This is a genomic window from Rhodobacter sp. SY28-1, assembly GCF_005222785.1.
Taxonomy (GTDB): Bacteria; Pseudomonadota; Alphaproteobacteria; order Rhodobacterales; family Rhodobacteraceae; genus Tabrizicola.
Map to the genome: position 1 here is coordinate 11,644 of NZ_STGH01000004.1, position 18,002 is coordinate 29,645.

Sequence of the window (18,002 nt, forward strand, 5' to 3'; positions counted from 1 at the left end):
ACAGGTGAAGGGGTGAGGTCCGTCATGTCCTGAGGCCGTGTTTGTCGAGTTCGGCCCAGGTTTCCGTCAGGTCGACGACCTGGCCGGTGGTGCGGGCCTGATCGAGAGCGATGGCGGCGATGCCGGCCTCCATCGCGTCGAGGATCGAGACGGGGAGGCTGTCGGACTGGCCGCGCAGGTAGGCGGTCATGTCGCGGCACATCAGTTGGTCGGCGCCGTAATGCGCGCCCTTCATGGCGGTGCCTTGGGTGTAGTCGTGGTCGGCAAGGCGGCGGCCGTCGCGGGCGGTGACCTTCAGGAAGCCGCGCACGAAGTCGCCTTCGGCCATGCCGTGAGTGCCGATCACGCAGAAGCGGCGGTGTTCGTCGGGGACGTTCAGGTTAGTGTGGAAGGCGAGGCTCGCGCCGGTCTCATACTGCAGGATCGCGGTCTGGTAGTCGATGATGTCGCCGTCGGAGTTGAACGGGTCGTCGGTCGATTCCCAGACGGATTTCTTGACGTGGAAGATTTCGGCCTCGGCGTTCGACTTCGGCGCGTTCTGCGGGACGAAGGACTTGCGGCCGCCGAAGCTGGCGACCCGTTGGGGCCGGGAGCCGGTGACCATGTTGTAGATGTCGAGGTCGTGGCAGCATTTTTCCAGCATGAAGCCGCCGGCAAGGCCGGTCTTCCGCCGCCAGTCGCGCATGAAGAAGGCGCCGTGGTAGGGGCCGATGTGTTCGTTGGCCTCAAGCGAGGTGATGTCGCCGAGCCAGCCTTGCGCCATGGCCGCGCGGAGGTCGACCATGTGCTGCGAATAGCGCAGAACAAGGCCAACCATTGCGCGGTTGACCCCGCCGTGTTGGGCGAGGAGGCGGGCGAGTTCGAGGGTTTCTTCGATCGAGACGACGACGGGTTTTTCGGTGAAGACCTGGACGCCCGCCTCAAGCCCCAGACGGATCTGGTCGAGGTGGAAGACGTTGGGCGAGAAGACACAGTAGAGGTCGGGCTTGGCGTCAGAGAGCATCGCCTCGACCGACGGATAGCGGGGGGTGTCCGTTCCGATCATCTCAAGATGCGTGGGCTGGGGGTCGTAGAAGCCGACCACTTCCGCTTCCGGCATTTCCTGTTTGAGCGTGGTCAAGACGTGACCGGCCCGCAGGCCGATGCCTGAGGTGACGATGCGCATCGGTAGTCTCCTTTATTCAGGCAGCGAGGGCCGGGGCCTGCCGCCGCCGCATTACGCGGCCTTGGGTGTCGAAAACATGAGCGTCGGCGGGGGCGAAGGTCAGGCCGATCTCCTCGCCTTCATGGACGGTGGTGTCGCCCGGGAGGGCGGCGCAGATCTTCAGGTCGTCGGCCATCTGGCCATAGGCGATGGCGGTGCCGCCGAGGCGTTCGAGAACGCGGAGGTGCATGGCGAAGCCTTGGCCGAGACGGAGGTTTTCGGGGCGGATGCCGACTTCGACCATGTCGCCCGGCTTCGCGGTGGCGGTGTCGACCGGCAGGGTCATCCGAGTGCCGCCGTGGAATTCGACGGTGAGGCCCTCGGCCCTGGTGCCGAGGACCTTGGCGGGCAGAAGGTTCATGTTGGGCTGGCCGATGAAGGTGGCCACGAAGCGGGTGGCGGGGTGGTGGTAAAGCTCCATCGGGGTGCCGAACTGCTCGATCCGGCCCTTGTTCAGGACGACGATGCGGTGGGCCATGGTCATCGCCTCGACCTGGTCGTGGGTGACGTAGACCATGGTGGCGTCGAGGTCGCGTTGCAGGGCGCTGAGTTCGACGCGCATCTCGCCGCGAAGGGCGGCGTCGAGGTTCGAGAGCGGTTCGTCAAAGAGAAAGACCTTGGGGTTGCGGACGATGCTGCGGCCGATGGCGACGCGCTGGCGCTGGCCACCGGAGAGCTGGCCCGGTTTGAGGTTCAGCTTTTCGGTCAGTTGCAGGATCTCGGCGGCGCGGCCGACCTTTTGCTTGACCTCGGCTTCGGGCAGGCGGGCGACGCGGAGGGGGAAGGCGATGTTCTCGAAGACGGAAAGGTGCGGGTAGAGGGCGTAGGACTGGAAGACCATGGAGATGCCGCGATCCACCGGGGCGGCGGCGGAGACGTCGACGCCGTCGATCAGAATGTGGCCCGATGTGGCGGCCTCCAATCCTGCGATGATGCGCAGAAGGGTGGACTTGCCGCAGCCCGAGGGGCCGACGAAGACGACGAACTCCTTGTCGCGGATGGCAAGGTCGATCCCGGTCAGCACCTGGGCGGTGCCAAAGCTCTTCGTGATGCCTTGAAGGTCGAGCGTGGCCATGTGGGGCAGTCCTTTGCAGAGAGGTGGGGGCGCGGGTGGCCGCGCCCCCGTTGGGATCAGCGAACCGCAGCCAGCTCGACGCCAGCCTGGGTCACCAGTTCATCGACGGTGCCTTCTTCCAGCATGATCCCCTGGATCATGTTGGTGAAGACGGCCTGCAGCGCCTTGAAGTCTTCGACCATCGGCTCGGGTCCGCCGGTCGAGATCCCGGCCACGAAGATCGGCCAGTTGCCCTGCTTATAGTAGACGTCGGTCTTGCCCAGCTTTTCGTAGTCGAGGATCGGCGTCAGCCCCCAGGAGGAGTCGAGGTCATACTGCGCGTCGCCCGAGGTGAGCGCCTTGGCGAGCTTGATCGCCAGTTCCTCGTTGCCGGTGCCCTTGAAGACCGCCAGCGAGTCGGTGATCAGGATGGTGCCCGAGGGACCCGAGGGGCCGGCCGGGATCGGGGCGACGATCTGGTTCGGGACCTTTTCCTTGTGCTGGCCTTCGCCCCACGGGCCCGAGACATACATCGCGATCTGGCCGTCGTTGAAGAGGTCCTTCATCTGGTCGCGTTCCCATTCGGTCGGGCCGGACTGCATGTAGGGCAGAAGGTCTGCGTAAAGCTGCAGGGTCTCGCGGGTCTGCTGGCTGTCGAGCGCCGGGGTGCCGTCGTCGTTGTAGACCTTCCCGCCGTTCGAATAGAGGAAGTCGAGGAACATGTGCATCGTGTTGTCGAAGTCCTTGCCCGCGATGCCGATGCCTGCGGCGTCGGTGTTGTCGGTCACGGTCTTCGACAGGGCGACGAGGTCAGCCCAGGTGGCGGGTGCCTTGCACTCGGCCCCGGCAGCCTCAACCACGGTGCAGTTGATGTAGAGAGCCTTGGTCGAGAAGGCGTGCGGGATGCCCCAGTACTGGCCGCCGTTGGTCACGGTCTTCAGGACGCCGGGCTGGTAGGCGGCCTCTTCCTCGGGCGTGAAGGTGACGGGGACGATCAGGTCGTTGTTGGCAAGCTGGCGCAGCGTGCGCGAGCCCATGTAGGCCACGTCCGGCGGGTCACCGGCGGCGGCAAGCTGCATCGACTTGTCCTGGCAGGTGCCCCATTCCACCGCTTCCATCTTGACGGTCACGCCGGGGTTGTCGGCCTGGAACTTGTCGATCACGACCTGGTCGGCCGGGCGCACTTCGCCGCCGCACATGATGAAGTGCAGCTCTTGTGCCTGGGCCGACAGGGCCGTTCCGGCCATCAGGCCAGCGGCGACCGTCAGGGTCTTGAAGTGGGTCATTGGTAGTCTCCCTTGTTGGTGGTCTTGGTTGGTCATTCTTTCACCGCGCCCGCGGTCAGGCCCGCGACGAGGTATTTCTGCAGGAACAGGAACACGAGCATCACCGGCAGGACGCCCGTGAGGGCCGCAGCCATCAGCTCGTTCCAGGTGGTGTCCTGATAGCCGACGAACTCGAAAAGGCCCGCCGGCAGCGGCTGGATCTCGCGGACGTTGTTGAAGGTGATCGCGAACAGGAACTGCTGGGCATAGGCGCCGATGAAGACGGCAGTGCCGACGACGATCAGGCCGGGGATCGCCAGCGGGATCACGACGCGGCGGAGGGTGTAGAGGCGCGAGGCGCCGTCGACATAGGCGGCTTCTTCCAACTCCTTGGGGATTTTCTCCAGGTAGGAGCGCAGGAGCCAGATGCCCGTGGGGATCAGGAAGGCGACGCCCGGGATCATCATCGCCCAGTAGGTGTTGAGCATCCCGAGGCTACGGAGCACGCGGTAAAGCGGTATCAGAAGGACCGCGCCGGTGAACATGTTCACCGCAAGAAATCCGCCCAAGGACAGGGACTTGAACGGGAATTCGAGGCGGGCGTAGGCGTAGGCGGCGGGGATGACGACGATCATCGTGACCAGGGTCACCGAGGCGGCGATGAAAATCGAGTTGAAGATGTAGCGGCCCAACAGCGGCACGGTGTTCCACATGTCGCGGTAGGCCTGCAGGCTGAAATCCTCGGACCACCAGGTGAAGTCGGCGGTCATCAGGTGGCTCATGGGGCGCAAGGAGACGCGGATCATCTCGATGAAGGGCATCAGGATGAAGAGGAGGAAGACGAAGGTGGCGAAGTAGACGCCGATCTTCTGCAGAAGGGTCAGACGGTCGATCATGTCATTTCGCCCCGTAATGCCGGTTCACGCGGTTCAGGAACCACAGGTAGAAGAGCGAGAAGGTCGCAAGTAGCACCACGATCACCACCGCCCGCGCCGCCCCTTCGCCGAAGCGCTGGGAAGAGATCGCGACCTTGTAGGTGTCGATGATGAGGGTGGTCGTCGCCCCGCGCGGGCCGCCTTCGGTGAGGATCCAGATGATTTCGAAGCTGTTGAAGGTCCAGATTGCAGAGAGGAGCGCCATCGAGACAATCACCGGCATGATCTGGGGAATGGTGATGCGGCGGAAACGATACCAGCGGCTCGCGCCGTCGACCCAGGCGGCCTCGTAGAGGTCCTTGCTGACCCCCTGCATGGCGGCGAGGAAGAAGAGGGTCACCATCGGCGTGCCGACCCAGACGTCGGTTACGATGGCGGAATAGAAGGCAGAGGTCTTAGTGGCCAGAAGCGCCACGCGGTCCTGCACGAGGCCGAATTCCTGCAACAGGCCGGAGATCAGGCCGAAGTAACCGTTGTACATCCACTTCCAGCCAATGACGCCGATGGCCACCGGGATCACCCAGGGCGGCATGACGAGGACGCGGAAGAGGGCCTTGCCGGGGATCGCGGCGTTCAGAAGCGTGGCACCGATCAAGCCGACGATCAGCTTCAGGCTGACAGCGAGGACCATCCAGTAGAAGGTCCGCCCCACGGTCTGCCAGAACTTCGGATCGCCAAAAAGCGCAGCATAGTTGGCGATGCCGACGAAGTTTTCCCCGCCGAGCGTGGCGTCGGTGAAGGAAAGCCGGATCGTCTCCACCAGCGGCCAGACGACGATGACCAGAATGAACAGAAGGGCGGGCGAGATCAGGAGCCAGGCAAAGGCGCGGTCCGACAGCTCGCGCCGCTGCATCCGTTCCAGTGCGGCCCCTTCGGCGACAAGCGTCATGCGGTTCCCCCTGTTCAGCCTTGGGCCACCCTGGCAGGGGCGGCGCGGGTCGAATCATCGTGTTGGGCCAACGATACCAAAAAAGTGCGACAACGCTACCATCATAATACCAATATCGTGAAAAAAGCGGACCATCTGCCGATTCCCCTTGTTTTCCGCAGGCTTCATGGTCCATCTTGCGAGTAGCCGTGCGGCTTGGTCTCATGGAAACAATACCAATTCGGGGGCTTCCGATGGAAGACGATCTGGCGCTGTACCGCCCCGACGCCTGGTTCCGCGCCGCGCGCGGGCCACGCTATGAACAGCTGTACCGCCATCTTTCGGCGGCTATCGCGGCGGGGGAACTGCCGCCCGAGGCGCAGCTGCCGCCCGAGCGCGAACTGGCGCTGATTGCCGATGTCAGCCGGGTGACCGTTCGCAAGGCCGTCAGCCAACTGGTCGAGGATGGGGTGCTGGAACAGCGCCGCGGGGCGGGGACCTTCGTGCGCCCGCCCAAGTCGAAGATGGAACATTCACTCTCGGCGCTCCTGTCCTTCACCGAATACATGCGGCAGCGGGGCAAGACCTCCTCCAGCCGCATCCTGCGCCGGGGGCTGTTCCTGCCCAGCCCTGACGAGATGATGGCGCTGGGCCTGCCGCAGGGTGATCGCGTCGCACGGGTGGAACGCCTGCGCTTTGCCGACGACACGCCGCTGGCGCTGGAATGGTCGTCGCTGCCCACGGACGTGCTGCCGGACCCGGAGGCGGTGGAGACCTCGCTTTACGATGTCCTGCGAGCGGCGGGACGGGCGCCCACGCGGGCGGTGCAGCGGATCACGGCGGTGAACCTGACGGCGGCGGATGCGAAGCTGCTGCTGTTACCCGAGGGGGCGGCGGTGCTGCGGATCGACCGGACGGCCTATCTGCCCTCGGGCCGACCAATCGAGTTCACCCGCGGTCTCTACCGCAGCGACATCTATGATTTCATTGCCGAATTGAGGCTGGACGCGCCATGACCCTGACCTTCGTCTCCCGCATCGACGGGAACCAGATCCGCTGCCTGATCGGCTCGGATCGCCCTTTGGCCGCGCCGACCCTCTGCTTCTCGCTGATGGCCGCGCCGAAGGTGATCTCGGGCGGCACGCTGGTGCGGCGCGTGGCGGGCTATGCCGAAGTGGCGCTGCCGGATCTTGTGCCGGGGGCGGAGCATGAAGTGGTGCTGGAACACGCGCACAAGGAGTTCGGGCCGAGGAACCGGGCCTGGTTGCCGCTGGGGGCCTACCTGCGGGTGGGGAAGGACTGCCTGCCGCTGCCGCCGGGGAATGATCTGGGGCTGCGGGCGAATGATGGCCCGCCAGCGCCTGCGTTGTCCTCCGACCGTCTGCCGCTGGTGCCGCAGCCGACCGACTGGCGGCCGTCGGGCGGAACGCTGGAGTTTGCGGCGCTTGCCTTGGCACCAGGGCTGGAGGGCGTGTCGGACCTTGCCCTGCGTCTGGGCCTCGCACCACTGGTCGCAGTCGGAGGGGTTGCCCTTTCGGTCAGCCAGGACGCGGGCTTGGGACCGGAAGGCTACTGTCTGACCATTTCGTCCACCGGCCTGACAGTCGTGGTCGGGGGGGCAGTGGGCCTGCACTACGCCGGGATAACCCTTCTGACCCTGCGCGAAACCTGCGGCGGGCGGCTTCCCTGCGGGACGATCACCGACAAGCCCCGCTTTGGCTATCGCGGCCAACACCTTGATTGCGCGCGGCATTTCTTCGGGGTCGACTTCATTCTGCGGCTTCTGGACCTGATGGCGCTTCTGAAGCTGAACCGTTTCCACTGGCACTTCGCCGATGACGAGGCCTTCCGGCTGGAGGTCGACACGCAACCGCTCCTCTGGCAGCGCACCGGCTTCCGGGGTGAGGGCGAGCTGGTCCCTGGCGTCTTCGGTGGCGGCATAAGGGCGGGGGGCAGCTATTCCAAGGCCGACGTCGCCAAGGTGGTGGAGCGGGCGAAGGCGCTGCAGATTGAGGTCTTGCCAGAGATCGAGGTTCCCGCCCATTCCCACGCGATGGTCAAGGCTGTTCCCGGCCTGCGCGACCCCGGCGACAACGGGGAGGAGGTGTCGGTTCAAGGTTATCTCGACAACATCGTCAACCCGGCCGTCCCGGCGACCTGGGACCTCTTGGTGCCGTTGGCGAAGGAGGTGGCGGGCCTTTTTCCACTGGGCATCCTGCACCTTGGTGCGGACGAGGCGCCGCATGGGGCCTGGGGCGGCTCGCCCGCCGTGGCGGCGCTGAAGGCGCGGGAGGGGCTGGAGACATCGGACGACGTGCAGGGCTGGATGCTGGCAAAACTGGCAGCGGAGCTTGGAGCGTCGGGTATCCGAGTGGCGGCCTGGGAAGAGGCTGCGAAGGGGTGTCAGGGCGGCATCGGCAATGGGGCGTTGCTGTTCAGCTGGACGGGGCAGGGCCCGGGGATCGAGGCGGCGCGGCGCGGGCATGATGTGGTGATGTGCCCGGCCCAGCACGCCTATTTCGACCTGGCGCATTCGCCCGACCCGGACGACTGGGGTGCTGCCTGGGCCGGGTTCGTGCCTTTGGAGAAGACCGTGGCCTGGGACCCGATTCCGAAAGGCGCCGAGGACATCGCGCCGCGCATCGCCGGGGTCGAGGCCTGTTTCTGGGGCGAGTTCACCACCGAGGACGGCCAGGCCGAGGGAATGATCGCCCCACGCATCTTGGGGATTGCGACGAAGGGGTGGGAGCCTGCTGGGCACACGGACGGCGCGGGCTTGCGCGCGCTGGCAGGGGTTTATGCGCTGCTTTTCGACCGAATTCGTTGGAAGCGGTATCGGGGTGCCTGAGAACCGGACAGCAGGGCGCATCAAAAATTCAGCCGCGATCTGGGCGGCAATGCGGCAAGAACTTGGTCAACTGCATGTTTGGACGGAACAATCAACCGAGAATTGCAGAATCAATGTTAATTCTGGGTTAATCGCAGTGTTTGTACGCTTTCCGTACCAATCAATTAGGGAGGGAAATGCGACAATGAAGAAATTGACTGTAGCTTCGTCTGTTCTTGCGATCACCATGAGCCTTGGCTCGGCGGCTTTTGCCTGTGGCGACGGCAGTTGCGATCCCGTAAAGGGCAACAACGGCTGGGGAAATGGCGCGGACACCACCAACAACGGAAGCGACGACGGCAAGACGTCCGTGACCAAGTCCGTGAACGGGCCAGCGAACGACAAGTTCAGCGGACGCTGATCCGGGACGGGACCAGCGGACAATGCTTTTACGGGGCGGCCTATTGCGGCCGCCCCCTTTTTAATTGTGTCTCGGACAAGTGCCGGGCCGCCTCTTTTCGCGCAAAGGGCTTCATTCTGCCGCCATGCTGATCAAGAAAGGCCCTTGCCGCCTCGGCATCATGCTTCGACAGATCGCGCACCCACCAGGCCACGGCCTTCTGGATGAACCAGTCGCGGTCGGGGGCCAGCGTCGCACACCAGCCAAGCACCCGGGCACGAATCGCAAGATCCTGTTCCTTGGGGAAATTCTGCTTGGTCCAGGGTAGCGTCATCACCAGGGCCGCCCGGCGGGTCCACATGTGCGGGCTGGTCACCCAACCCTCGACCATCTCCAGCCGAGACGGGTCGGCCACCAGCCGCTTCTGCCCGGCGATGCTGGCATGATCCGCCAGCGCCCAGCCATCGAAGTCCGGGACCCAGGAGACGATCAGCTCCCACGCCGTCTGATCGGGCCGGATGCGGGCCTGGGTCAGAAGCTTCGCCGCTGCCACCCGCGCCTCGTGGATGTTGGTGCGCCAGAGGTCTGCCGCCAGCGCGAACCGCTCGTCAAGCGACAGTTCGGCCCGCCAGCGGTCGGTCAGGTCCTCGATCTGCGGGACGGTCACGCCCAGATAGGGCCGGGTGGCCTTGTGGTAGGCGGCCATCTCGGTGGCCTTTGCGGAGTCGGCCAGGGCCTGCAGTTCCTGAAGCGGGGTCATCGGGGCCTCCATTCCGGCCCTAACTGCCAGCGCCAGGGGCGAAGGGCAAGTCAGCGCCGGATCAGGAAGCGAACCGAGGCGACGGCGATCCCGGCGCGGGTGACCACGGCGTCGTTGACGGTGGTGCCGTCGGACCGGGCGTAGAGGATGTCCTCGAACCCCAGCCGGTTGACGCCCGACGGCGATCTGAAGTCGGCGGTGTAGGACAGGCGGATCAGGCCATCCTCCTCGACCACCGTCGCCTCGCCCACGGTATCCTCGCGCCTTCCGGTCCAGCGCCCGGGGCCCTGTTCGCGGAAGACCCAGGTGAGGCGGTCCTGCTGACCGTCATCGTAAAGAAAATCCTCGACCACGGTGAGCGTCCGCGCGCCTTCGGGGCCCTTCACGGTCCCGTTCAGCCGGGCAGTGAAGCGGCGTTCGTCGCCCGTCACCCAGACACGGAAATGCCCGCGCCCCGAGGTGCGGCCCTGGAAGGCAGAGACCAGCGTGATCGGCGGGCCGGTGTCGGCAGGCGGGGCAGGTGTGTCAGCGCAACCAGCCAGCGGAAGGGCGGCCAGGCCGAGAAGAAGGGTTCTGCGCTGCATCTGGATCTCCGCTTTATCAGGATACGGAGGGGAGGCGCGGCTGGATCAAGGACGCACAATCTTCGACGGAAGTTCATCGGAGCCTTTGAAGGCTCAGTTGTTCCTTCAAAGAAATCGGCGCCTTACTCGACGGTCACCGATTTCGCGAGGTTGCGGGGCTGGTCCACGTCCGTCCCCTTGGCGATGGCCGTGTGATAGGCCAGAAGCTGCGCCGGGACCGCGTAAAGGATAGGTGCCCAGTGCGGATCGACCGTCGGCAGGGTCAGTGTCTTCCAGGTGCCCTGACCAGCCGTTTCCACCCCGCCCGCGTCGGACAGGAGGAGCACCTTGCCGTTGCGCGCCATGACCTCCTGCATGTTCGAAACGGTCTTGTCGAACAGCGCATCCTTGGGGGCCAGGACGATCACCGGGACGGCAGCGTCGATCAGCGCGATGGGGCCGTGCTTCAGTTCACCCGATGCATAACCTTCGGCGTGGATGTAGCTGATTTCCTTCAGTTTCAGCGCGCCTTCCAGCGCCAGAGGGAACATCGGGCCTCGGCCCAGGAACAGGATGTCCTGCGCCTTGCCCAGGTCCTCGGCGATCCTGGCAATCGGGTCGGACAGGGCGAGGGCCGCGTTCATCAGGCCCGGCACCGCACGGAGCGAGTCCAGCCGGGCGCGGAGTCCGACGGCATCGATCCGGCCACGGTCGAAGGCCGCCTTCAATGCCATGAGCGCGAGGACCGTCAGTTGGCAGGTGAAGGCCTTGGTCGAGGCCACCCCCACCTCGACCCCGGCGTGGATGGGCAGGGCCAGATCACTTTCGCGGGCGATCGAGGAGGTCGGTACGTTCACCACCGAGACGATCTTGGCAACCTTGCCTTCGGCATAGCGCAGCGCCGCCAGCGTATCCGCGGTTTCGCCAGACTGGCTGACGAAGACCGCCCAGGAGGCGGGCGAGAGCGGCGGTTCGCGGTAGCGGAATTCCGATGCGATATCGATGTCGACCGGGAGGCCAGCGATCTGCTCGAACCAGTATTTCGCGACGTGGCAGGCGTAAGAGGCCGTGCCGCAAGCGACGAGCGTGAGGCGCGTCACGCCCTTGAAGTCGACGCCCTTGGGCAGGTGCAATTCGCCCTCGGCTGAGGTGTAGTGCTTCAGCGCGTCGGCGATGACCACCGGCTGCTCGGCGATTTCCTTGGCCATGAAGTGCTTGTAGCCGGCCTTTTCGATCCGGGTCGCGTCCAGCTGGATCCGCGTCTCGGCCCGGTTGGCACGGCGGTTCTGCGCATCGTAGATTTCGGCCCCCGCGCGGGTCACGACGGCCCAGTCGCCTTCCTCCAGATAGGTGATCCGGTCGGTCATCGGCGCCAGAGCGATGGCGTCCGAGCCCACGAACATCTCGCCCTCGCCCCAGCCGATGGCCAGCGGGCTGCCCTTGCGGGCGGCGATCATCAGGTCGTCCTGGCCGTCGAACAGGAAGCAAAGCGCGAAGGCGCCGTGCAGGCGTGCGAGCGTGTCCTTCGCGGCCTCGACGGGTGAGGCGCCACGGTCCATTGCGCGGCTCACCAGAAGGACAATGGTCTCGGTATCGGTCTCGGATTCCTGGGTGTATCCGTCGGCGGCCAGTTCGGTGCGCAGCTCGCGGAAGTTCTCGATGATGCCGTTGTGCACGACAGCCACCCCGCCCGCACGGTGCGGGTGGGCGTTCTTGACGGTGGCCGCACCATGGGTCGCCCAGCGGGTATGGCCGATCCCGGCCTTTCCGGCCAAGGGGTTATGGACCAGAAGGTCCGAAAGGTTCACGAGCTTGCCCACCGCCCGACGGCGGTCAAGCTTGCCGGCGTTGACCGTGGCGATCCCGGCGCTGTCATAGCCGCGATATTCCAGCCGTTTCAGCGCCTCGACCAGCAACGGGGCCGCCTCATGGTTCCCCAATACCCCTACAATACCGCACATTTCTAATGCCCCTTCGCCTTCGTAGCCTTAATTGCTTTTAACTTTTCGAACATCCTGGTCGCGAGGCCTGCCTTTGTGACCTGCCGTGCCCGGCCGATGGCCACGGCTTCTGCTGGCACATCCTCGGTGATGACCGACCCCGACGCCGTCAGCGCCCCGTCTCCGACGGTGACCGGGGCCACCAGCATGGTGTCCGACCCGATGAAAGCGCGTTTGCCGATTGTGGTGCGATGCTTCATCACGCCGTCGTAGTTGCAGGTGACGGTGCCTGCGCCGATGTTGGTGTGTTCGCCGATGGAGGCGTCGCCGATGTAGGTCAGGTGGCCAACCTTCACGCCTTCGTCGAGGATGGCGTTCTTGATTTCCACGAAGTTTCCGACGTGGACGTCTTCGGCCAGTTCCGCACCGGGGCGCAGGCGGGCGAAGGGGCCAACCGTGGCACCCCGGCTGACGTGGCAGCCTTCGAGATGGCAGAAGCCCTTGATCTCGGCCCCGGATTCCACGGTGACGCCGGGACCGAACAGGACGTTCGGGCCAATGATCGCGTCGCGGCCGATGTGGGTGTCGAGCGCGAAGAATACGGTGTCCGGCGCGGTGAGGGTGACGCCGTTCTCCAGAGCTTCGGCCCGGGCTCGCGCCTGGAAGGCGGTCTCGGCCTCGGCCAGCTGCGCGCGGGTGTTGACGCCCAGCGTCTCGGCCTCGGGGCAGAGAACGACGCCGGCAGAAAGGCCGCGCTTGCGGGCAAGCTCGACGATGTCGGTCAGGTAGTATTCCTGCGCGGCGTTGTCGTTCTTTACCTCGGAAATCAGGGAGAAGAGCGTCTTCGCCTCGGCGCAGACGACGCCGGAGTTGCAGAGGGTGATGGCGCGTTCTTCCGGCGTGGCATCCTTGAATTCGCGGATCGCCAGGAGCTCTTCACCTTGGGTCAGCAGGCGGCCGTAGCGGCCAGGGTCCTTGGCATGGAAGCCCAGGATGACGACGGCGTGCCTGGCCCGGGCGTCGAGCACTGCGCGGAGGGTTTCCTCGCGGATGAGGGGCGTGTCGGCGTAGAGGACGATGGCCTCTCCCGCTTCGTCCGCCAGCAGGGGCGCGGCCTGGGCGACGGCATGGGCGGTGCCAAGCTGGGGGTCCTGGACGACGGTCTCGACCATCTCGGAATAGCTGGTGGCGGAGGTTGCGACCGCCTCGCCGCCGTGGCCGGTGACGACGACGATCCGCGAGGGTTCCAGGTGATGGGCGGTGGCAAGCGCGTGGTGCAGAAGGGGGGCGGCGGCGACATGGTGCAGGACCTTGGGCGTGTCGGAATTCATCCGCGTGCCTTGCCCTGCGGCCAAAACGATGACTGAAACCTGCATTCTTGCCCTTCCAAACTGTCGGCGCCCGTTTTACCCCCGTGGCGAAGGACGGCAAGGGGCCGCGCTTCACATGAGGTTACAGGCCCGACATGAGGGACCCGCGATGCGTTGTGTAGTGTTCGATCTGGACGGAACTTTGGCGGATACCTCGGCAGATTTGCTGGCAGCGGCGAATGCCTGTTTTCCGCGCGCAGTGCTGGGGCCCGAGGATGCCTTGACGGCGTTCCATGGCGGCCGGGCGATGCTTCGGCTGGGGTTTCAGCGGCTGGGGCTGGATTGGTCGGAGGCGGACGTGGACGCGGCCTATCCACTGCTGCTGGAGGCCTACCGGCAGGGGATCGCGACCCATACGCGCCTCTATCCGGGGGCGATGGATGCGGTGGAGGCGCTGAAATCGGGCGGGTTCGCGGTGTCGGTCTGCACGAACAAGCCGGAGGGGCTGGCGGAGATGCTGCTGACCGCGCTGGGGGTGCGGGGGGCCTTCGGGGCGCTGGTGGGGGCCGATACCTTTCCCGTCCGGAAGCCGGACCCGACCCCCTACCGGGCGGCGGTGGAGCGGGCGGGCGGGGTGGTCGGGCGGTCGATGCTGGTGGGGGACACCGAGACCGACGCGAAGACCGGGGTGGCCGCAGGAGTTCCGGTCGCGCTGGTCACCTTCGGGCCGGAGGGGGCGGGGGTCAGCCGGTTCAATCCGGCAGCGCTGCTGGACCGGTTCGAGGACCTGCCGTGGCTGGCCGGGCGGCTGATCGGGTGACTGTCCACGGTGGACAATCCCGGCTTGCCAAGTAAAAACAGATACTTGTCCGAGGGCGTTCAGGAAAATTTAACATTTGCCAGGGGGGCGTGCGGCGACCTGCCGCTGGCCCTTCGAGATCCCGCTCTCCCCTTTGACAGTCGACCCGCCGACCCATAGGGTCGCGGCCCATGAGCCAGGTCCCCGATACCTCTGTCCCGGTCCCTCCGGTGGCCAACCGCCATGCGGTCACTTTTGTCCTGATTACGGTCTTCCTGGACATGGTGGGCTTTGGCCTGATCATGCCGGTCCTGCCCAAGCTGATCGAGGACGTGGGCCACGTCGACATCGCCCAGGCCGCGGTGATCGGCGGCTGGATGTTCGCGGCCTTCTCGCTGGCCCAGTTCGTCTTTGCGCCGCTGATGGGCAACCTTGCCGACCGGTTCGGACGCCGTCCGCTGCTGTTGCTGGCAATCTTTGGCCTCGGGATGGACTTTATCCTGATGGCACTGGCACCGACGCTGGAGTGGCTGTTCGTCGGGCGGATCATTGCTGGGGTCTGTGGTGCAAGCTGGATCATCGCCAGCGCCTTCATCGCCGATGTCACGACACCGGACGACCGCGCCAAGGCCTATGGCTACATGGGTGCGGCGTTTGGTGTGGGTTTCGTGATCGGCCCGGCCATCGGCGGGCTTCTGGGCGAGCTTGGGCCGCGCGTGCCGTTCTGGGTGGCGGCGGGGATATCGCTGTTGAACTTCGTCTACGGCTGGTTCGTGCTGCCCGAATCCCTTGCCCCCGAGAACCGCCGCAAGTTCGAGCTGTGGCGGGCCAATCCGTTCGGCGCCTTCCGGGTCTTCGCCACCTATCGCGGTGTCTTGCCGATGGTGCTGGTGATGGGGCTGTTCTTCTTCTCGACCTCGGTCTACCCGGCGATCTGGACCTTCTGGGGCATCGCCAAGTTCGGTTGGTCCGAGGCGATGGTCGGCGCGACGCTTGCGGTCTTCGGGCTGATCGCGGGCGGTTTTCAGGGGTTCCTGACCGGCCCCGCGACCAAGCGGTTCGGCGAGTGGAATGTGGCCCTCTTCGGTCTGGTCTGCGCGACGCTGGTGGTGCTGGGCTATGGCTTTGTCGGTGCGCTGTGGGGCGTCATCGCGCTGATGATCCTGCATGGGCCCGAGGGTTTTGTGCATCCCTTGATGACGACGCTGCTGACCAAGCGCGTGCCCGAGGATGCGCAGGGCGAGTTGCAGGGCGGGATCTCTGCCGTGACCAATGTGGCCATGCTGTTCGGAACGGTATTCTTCGCCTTCATCTTCGGCCATTTCTGGGCCGAGGACCGGGTCTGGCGGTCGACCGACGTGGCGTTCTGGGTGGCGGCGGGGTTCCTTGCGCTGACGACAGTCCTGTTCCTGATGCTGAAGAGGTCCGAAAAGGAATGACCGAGCGGTTCACCGGAAGCTTCACCCAGCAAGAGCCGATCCCCGAGGCCGGGATCGACGCGGCGATGGCGGTGCTGCGGCATGGGCGGCTGCACCGCTATAACACCGTGGCCGGTGAAGTGGCCGAGACGGCGCTGCTGGAGGAGGAATTCGCCGCTTATGTGGGCGCGAAGTATTGCCTCGCGCTCGCCTCGGGCGGGGCGGCGATGGCCTGCGCCCTGCGCGCCTTGCAGGTCAAGCCCGGGGAGCCGGTGCTGTCGAACGCCTTTACACTGGCACCGGTGCCGGGGGCGATCGCGTCCATCGGTGCAAGGCCGGTCTTCGTCGAGGTGACCGAGGATCTGACCATCGACCTTGCCCATCTGGAGGCGCAGGCCAAGGCCTCGGGCGCGAAGGTGCTGTTGCTGTCGCATATGCGCGGCCATGTCTGTGACATGGAGGCGTTGATGGCGCTGTGCGACCGGCTCCAGGTGCGGGTGATCGAGGATTGCGCGCATACGATGGGGGCAAAGTGGAAGGGGGTTCCTTCCGGGCGGCACGGGGCCATCGGCTGCTATTCGACGCAAACCTACAAGCACATGAATTCCGGCGAGGGCGGGTTTCTGGTGACCGACGATGCCGAGTTGGCGGCGCGGGCAGTGCTGCTGTCGGGGTCCTACATGCTGTTCGCCCGGCACCGGGCAGCGCCCCCGCCCGAGGTGTTCGAGGCGCTGAAGCTGGATGTCCCGAACGTCTCCTCGCGCATGGACAACCTGCGCGCGGCGATCCTGCGACCGCAGATCGGCATGCTGGATGACCGGCGGGCGCGCTGGCGGGCCTTGTATCAGGGGATGGAGCGGGGGCTGGCCAGTGCGCCAGGGATCAAGCTGATCCCGCGGCCGCAGCATGAGGATTATGTCGGGTCCAGCTTCCAGTTCCTGCTGCCGGGCTGGGAACCGGCGCGAGTGGCGGGCTTCGTCGCCGGGGCCGCGGCGCGGGGGGTTGAGTTAAAGTGGTTCGGGGCGGCCGACCCGCAGGGGTTCACCAGCCGCTATGCGCATTGGCAGTATGCGCAGCCGGAACCGTTGCCACAGACCGACCGGGTGCTGGCGGGGTTGATCGACATGCGGCTGCCGCTGACCTTCGGGGTGGATGACGTGGACCAGATCGCCCGGATACTGACCGAGGAGGCGGCTGTCGCGGCGGGGGCCAAGGCGCTGGGCCCGGTGGTCCGCGTGGCGGCGGACTGATGGGCTGGCTGTTCCGCCCGGCGCGGCCGGCGGGCGCGGTGACGCGGGGCCTGCGGCGGCTGGTCGATCCACGCTTTTACCTCAAGGCGGTGCTTGGGCTGGCGGTGACGGGGCTGATCCTGGTGCCGACCATCGCCGATCTGGTCAACGCCGGAATGAAGCCGGTCGACAGCGATCAGGGCTCGTGCAGGATCATCCGGGTGGTGGACGGGGATACGGTGTCGCTGATCTGCCCGGAGGACGGGATGGTCAGTGCGCGGCTTCTGGGGTTCGACACGCCGGAGAAATACGCGCCGAAGTGTGTGGATGAGTTCGTGGCGGCAGAAAAGGCCAGCTGGGCGCTGCGGACGCTGATCCAGAAGGCGGACCGGCTGGTGCTGACGCATGATGGCACCGACCAGTATGGCCGGGCGCTGGTGCGGCTTGAACTGGACGGGGTCGACGTGGCGCGGCTGATGGTCCGGGCGGGCCACGCGCGGCAATACAGTGGCGGTCTGCGCGGGAGCTGGTGCGGATGAGAGTGGTACGGGAAACCGAGCGGAGCCTGACGGTCGAGTTGGACGACCTGTCGGTCACCATGCTTCTGGACGGCGAGACGACGATGGGGCCGGACTGCCTGCGCGGGCCGGACGGGGCGTATCGCGGCTACGCGCCGGGGGATCTGGTGGACGGCCGGTTGCCCTTACCGGTGCGGGCGTTCCTGGTGCAGGGGCCGGACGGGTGCCTGCTGATCGACGCGGGCGCCGGGCAGGCCTGGCACAAGGGTCTAGGACAACTGGGCGCGGCGCTGGCCGAGGCCGGATCGGGGCCGCAGGAGGTGACGGTGGTGGCGCTGACCCATACCCACATCGATCACCTGTCGGGGCTGGTGGACGGGGACGGGGGCCTGGCTTTCCCGAACGCCGAGCGGGTCTTTGTCGCGACCGAGGAGTTGATGGCCTTTCGCGCCGAGCCGCGGATGATCCCGGTCCTGCCGCGTCTTGTTCCGCTGGAGCAGGGGGATGGACCCATGCCCGGGGTGATGGCAGTGAACGCGCCGGGCCATTCGCCGGGGCACATGGCGTATCTGGTCGAGGCGCGGCTGCTGATCTGGGGCGATCTGGTGCACCATCCGCTACAGCTCGCCCAGCCCGGGCTGACGTGGAAATACGACGAGAACCCGGACCAGGCGCGGGCGACGCGGGCGGGCCTGTTCGACCGGGTGCTGGATGAAGGCTGGATGGTGGCCGGGTCGCACCTGCCGCATCCGGGCATCGGGCGGCTGGAGCGTGACGGCAACGCTTACGTCTTCCACCCGGTGATGCGCTGACCTTCATTTTGCCCTTTGCCAAATACTCACGGGGGTTTGGGGGGGAAACCCCCATCAGCCGAGGAGGAGGCGAAGGCCGACGACGAGAGGAAAGCCTCGC

17 protein-coding genes are annotated in these 18,002 nt (G+C 66.0%); 8 read left to right on the forward strand and 9 right to left on the reverse strand.

Annotated features, from left to right (window positions below; translation table 11 throughout):
- Nucleotides 1-22: 22 nt before the first annotated feature.
- Genes E8M84_RS19095 through E8M84_RS19115 form a run of 5 tightly spaced genes read right to left on the reverse strand, consistent with a single transcriptional unit; the run spans nucleotide 23 to nucleotide 5,347 of the window.
- Nucleotides 23-1,165: a Gfo/Idh/MocA family protein gene (locus tag E8M84_RS19095; protein ID WP_137112841.1), complete on the reverse strand. Its 1,143-nt coding sequence runs from the start codon at nucleotides 1,163-1,165 to the stop codon at nucleotides 23-25.
- A gap of 16 nt (nucleotides 1,166-1,181) precedes the next feature.
- Nucleotides 1,182-2,279: an ABC transporter ATP-binding protein gene (locus E8M84_RS19100; RefSeq protein ID WP_137112842.1), complete on the reverse strand. Its 1,098-nt coding sequence runs from the start codon at nucleotides 2,277-2,279 to the stop codon at nucleotides 1,182-1,184.
- Between the two features lie 56 nt (nucleotides 2,280-2,335).
- Nucleotides 2,336-3,544 carry an ABC transporter substrate-binding protein gene (locus tag E8M84_RS19105; protein WP_137112843.1) on the reverse strand — a complete coding sequence of 403 codons (1,209 nt, stop codon included), beginning with the start codon at nucleotides 3,542-3,544 and terminating at the stop codon, nucleotides 2,336-2,338.
- A gap of 32 nt (nucleotides 3,545-3,576) precedes the next feature.
- Nucleotides 3,577-4,419, reverse strand: a complete 843-nt coding sequence (locus E8M84_RS19110; protein ID WP_137112844.1) for a carbohydrate ABC transporter permease — start codon at nucleotides 4,417-4,419, stop codon at nucleotides 3,577-3,579.
- 1 nt (nucleotide 4,420) lies between these two features.
- Nucleotides 4,421-5,347: a carbohydrate ABC transporter permease gene (locus E8M84_RS19115; RefSeq protein ID WP_137112845.1), complete on the reverse strand. Its 927-nt coding sequence runs from the start codon at nucleotides 5,345-5,347 to the stop codon at nucleotides 4,421-4,423.
- Between the two features lie 233 nt (nucleotides 5,348-5,580).
- Here E8M84_RS19115 and E8M84_RS19120 point away from each other — a divergent pair, with 233 nt between their 5' ends.
- The 3 genes from E8M84_RS19120 to E8M84_RS19130 all read left to right on the forward strand — a co-directional run bounded on the left by E8M84_RS19120 (nucleotide 5,581) and on the right by E8M84_RS19130 (nucleotide 8,574).
- The gene (locus E8M84_RS19120) at nucleotides 5,581-6,342 is read left to right on the forward strand and encodes a GntR family transcriptional regulator (RefSeq protein WP_137112846.1); all 762 of its coding nucleotides are present in this window, start codon (nucleotides 5,581-5,583) and stop codon (nucleotides 6,340-6,342) included.
- The gene (locus E8M84_RS19125) at nucleotides 6,339-8,174 is read left to right on the forward strand and encodes a beta-N-acetylhexosaminidase (protein WP_276607137.1); all 1,836 of its coding nucleotides are present in this window, start codon (nucleotides 6,339-6,341) and stop codon (nucleotides 8,172-8,174) included. Before E8M84_RS19120 ends, E8M84_RS19125 begins: the two co-directional genes overlap by 4 nt.
- 184 nt (nucleotides 8,175-8,358) lie before the next feature.
- On the forward strand, nucleotides 8,359-8,574 hold the full coding sequence (locus E8M84_RS19130) for a hypothetical protein (RefSeq protein WP_137112847.1): 216 nt from the start codon (nucleotides 8,359-8,361) through the stop codon (nucleotides 8,572-8,574).
- Between the two features lie 40 nt (nucleotides 8,575-8,614).
- Here E8M84_RS19130 and E8M84_RS19135 read toward each other — a convergent pair whose 3' ends face one another.
- From E8M84_RS19135 to glmU, 4 genes are all read right to left on the reverse strand, one after another.
- On the reverse strand, nucleotides 8,615-9,313 hold the full coding sequence (locus E8M84_RS19135) for a DNA alkylation repair protein (RefSeq protein ID WP_137112848.1): 699 nt from the start codon (nucleotides 9,311-9,313) through the stop codon (nucleotides 8,615-8,617).
- A gap of 50 nt (nucleotides 9,314-9,363) precedes the next feature.
- The gene (locus tag E8M84_RS19140) at nucleotides 9,364-9,897 is read right to left on the reverse strand and encodes a DUF3833 family protein (protein WP_137112849.1); all 534 of its coding nucleotides are present in this window, start codon (nucleotides 9,895-9,897) and stop codon (nucleotides 9,364-9,366) included.
- 122 nt (nucleotides 9,898-10,019) lie between these two features.
- A complete protein-coding gene (gene glmS, locus E8M84_RS19145; protein ID WP_137112850.1) occupies nucleotides 10,020-11,837 on the reverse strand; it encodes a glutamine--fructose-6-phosphate transaminase (isomerizing) in 1,818 nt (605 codons plus the stop codon).
- Between the two features lie 2 nt (nucleotides 11,838-11,839).
- Nucleotides 11,840-13,192: a bifunctional UDP-N-acetylglucosamine diphosphorylase/glucosamine-1-phosphate N-acetyltransferase GlmU gene (gene glmU, locus E8M84_RS19150; RefSeq protein ID WP_137112851.1), complete on the reverse strand. Its 1,353-nt coding sequence runs from the start codon at nucleotides 13,190-13,192 to the stop codon at nucleotides 11,840-11,842.
- 103 nt (nucleotides 13,193-13,295) lie between these two features.
- Between glmU and E8M84_RS19155 the strand changes: the two genes are divergently transcribed.
- The 5 genes from E8M84_RS19155 to E8M84_RS19175 all read left to right on the forward strand — a co-directional run bounded on the left by E8M84_RS19155 (nucleotide 13,296) and on the right by E8M84_RS19175 (nucleotide 17,902).
- Complete coding sequence (locus E8M84_RS19155) at nucleotides 13,296-13,946, forward strand: HAD-IA family hydrolase (protein ID WP_137112852.1); 651 nt, start codon at nucleotides 13,296-13,298, stop codon at nucleotides 13,944-13,946.
- A gap of 170 nt (nucleotides 13,947-14,116) precedes the next feature.
- The gene (locus tag E8M84_RS19160; RefSeq protein WP_137112853.1) at nucleotides 14,117-15,364 is read left to right on the forward strand and encodes a TCR/Tet family MFS transporter; all 1,248 of its coding nucleotides are present in this window, start codon (nucleotides 14,117-14,119) and stop codon (nucleotides 15,362-15,364) included.
- Nucleotides 15,361-16,593 carry a DegT/DnrJ/EryC1/StrS aminotransferase family protein gene (locus E8M84_RS19165; RefSeq protein ID WP_137112854.1) on the forward strand — a complete coding sequence of 411 codons (1,233 nt, stop codon included), beginning with the start codon at nucleotides 15,361-15,363 and terminating at the stop codon, nucleotides 16,591-16,593. Before E8M84_RS19160 ends, E8M84_RS19165 begins: the two co-directional genes overlap by 4 nt.
- Nucleotides 16,593-17,111 carry a thermonuclease family protein gene (locus tag E8M84_RS19170; protein WP_137112855.1) on the forward strand — a complete coding sequence of 173 codons (519 nt, stop codon included), beginning with the start codon at nucleotides 16,593-16,595 and terminating at the stop codon, nucleotides 17,109-17,111. The genes E8M84_RS19165 and E8M84_RS19170 overlap by 1 nt, the downstream gene beginning before the upstream one ends.
- The gene (locus E8M84_RS19175; RefSeq protein ID WP_137112856.1) at nucleotides 17,108-17,902 is read left to right on the forward strand and encodes an MBL fold metallo-hydrolase; all 795 of its coding nucleotides are present in this window, start codon (nucleotides 17,108-17,110) and stop codon (nucleotides 17,900-17,902) included. The genes E8M84_RS19170 and E8M84_RS19175 overlap by 4 nt, the downstream gene beginning before the upstream one ends.
- The last annotated feature ends 100 nt before the right edge of the window (nucleotides 17,903-18,002 follow it).

Excerpts from the sequence above, each read along its gene's own strand:
- E8M84_RS19170 (WP_137112855.1), top strand. The coding sequence starts at position 16,593 with ATGGGCTGGCTGTTCCGCCCGGCGCGGCCGGCGGGCGCGGTGACGCGG.
- E8M84_RS19100 (WP_137112842.1), bottom strand. The coding sequence starts at position 2,279 with ATGGCCACGCTCGACCTTCAAGGCATCACGAAGAGCTTTGGCACCGCC.
- E8M84_RS19135 (WP_137112848.1), bottom strand. The coding sequence starts at position 9,313 with ATGACCCCGCTTCAGGAACTGCAGGCCCTGGCCGACTCCGCAAAGGCC.
- E8M84_RS19165 (WP_137112854.1), top strand. The coding sequence starts at position 15,361 with ATGACCGAGCGGTTCACCGGAAGCTTCACCCAGCAAGAGCCGATCCCC.
- E8M84_RS19130 (WP_137112847.1), top strand. The coding sequence starts at position 8,359 with ATGAAGAAATTGACTGTAGCTTCGTCTGTTCTTGCGATCACCATGAGC.
- glmU (WP_137112851.1), bottom strand. The coding sequence starts at position 13,192 with ATGCAGGTTTCAGTCATCGTTTTGGCCGCAGGGCAAGGCACGCGGATG.
- E8M84_RS19175 (WP_137112856.1), top strand. The coding sequence starts at position 17,108 with ATGAGAGTGGTACGGGAAACCGAGCGGAGCCTGACGGTCGAGTTGGAC.
- E8M84_RS19140 (WP_137112849.1), bottom strand. The coding sequence starts at position 9,897 with ATGCAGCGCAGAACCCTTCTTCTCGGCCTGGCCGCCCTTCCGCTGGCT.
- E8M84_RS19120 (WP_137112846.1), top strand. The coding sequence starts at position 5,581 with ATGGAAGACGATCTGGCGCTGTACCGCCCCGACGCCTGGTTCCGCGCC.
- E8M84_RS19160 (WP_137112853.1), top strand. The coding sequence starts at position 14,117 with ATGAGCCAGGTCCCCGATACCTCTGTCCCGGTCCCTCCGGTGGCCAAC.
- E8M84_RS19155 (WP_137112852.1), top strand. The coding sequence starts at position 13,296 with ATGCGTTGTGTAGTGTTCGATCTGGACGGAACTTTGGCGGATACCTCG.
- E8M84_RS19105 (WP_137112843.1), bottom strand. The coding sequence starts at position 3,544 with ATGACCCACTTCAAGACCCTGACGGTCGCCGCTGGCCTGATGGCCGGA.
- glmS (WP_137112850.1), bottom strand. The coding sequence starts at position 11,837 with ATGTGCGGTATTGTAGGGGTATTGGGGAACCATGAGGCGGCCCCGTTG.
- E8M84_RS19125 (WP_276607137.1), top strand. The coding sequence starts at position 6,339 with ATGACCCTGACCTTCGTCTCCCGCATCGACGGGAACCAGATCCGCTGC.
- E8M84_RS19095 (WP_137112841.1), bottom strand. The coding sequence starts at position 1,165 with ATGCGCATCGTCACCTCAGGCATCGGCCTGCGGGCCGGTCACGTCTTG.
- E8M84_RS19110 (WP_137112844.1), bottom strand. The coding sequence starts at position 4,419 with ATGATCGACCGTCTGACCCTTCTGCAGAAGATCGGCGTCTACTTCGCC.
- E8M84_RS19115 (WP_137112845.1), bottom strand. The coding sequence starts at position 5,347 with ATGACGCTTGTCGCCGAAGGGGCCGCACTGGAACGGATGCAGCGGCGC.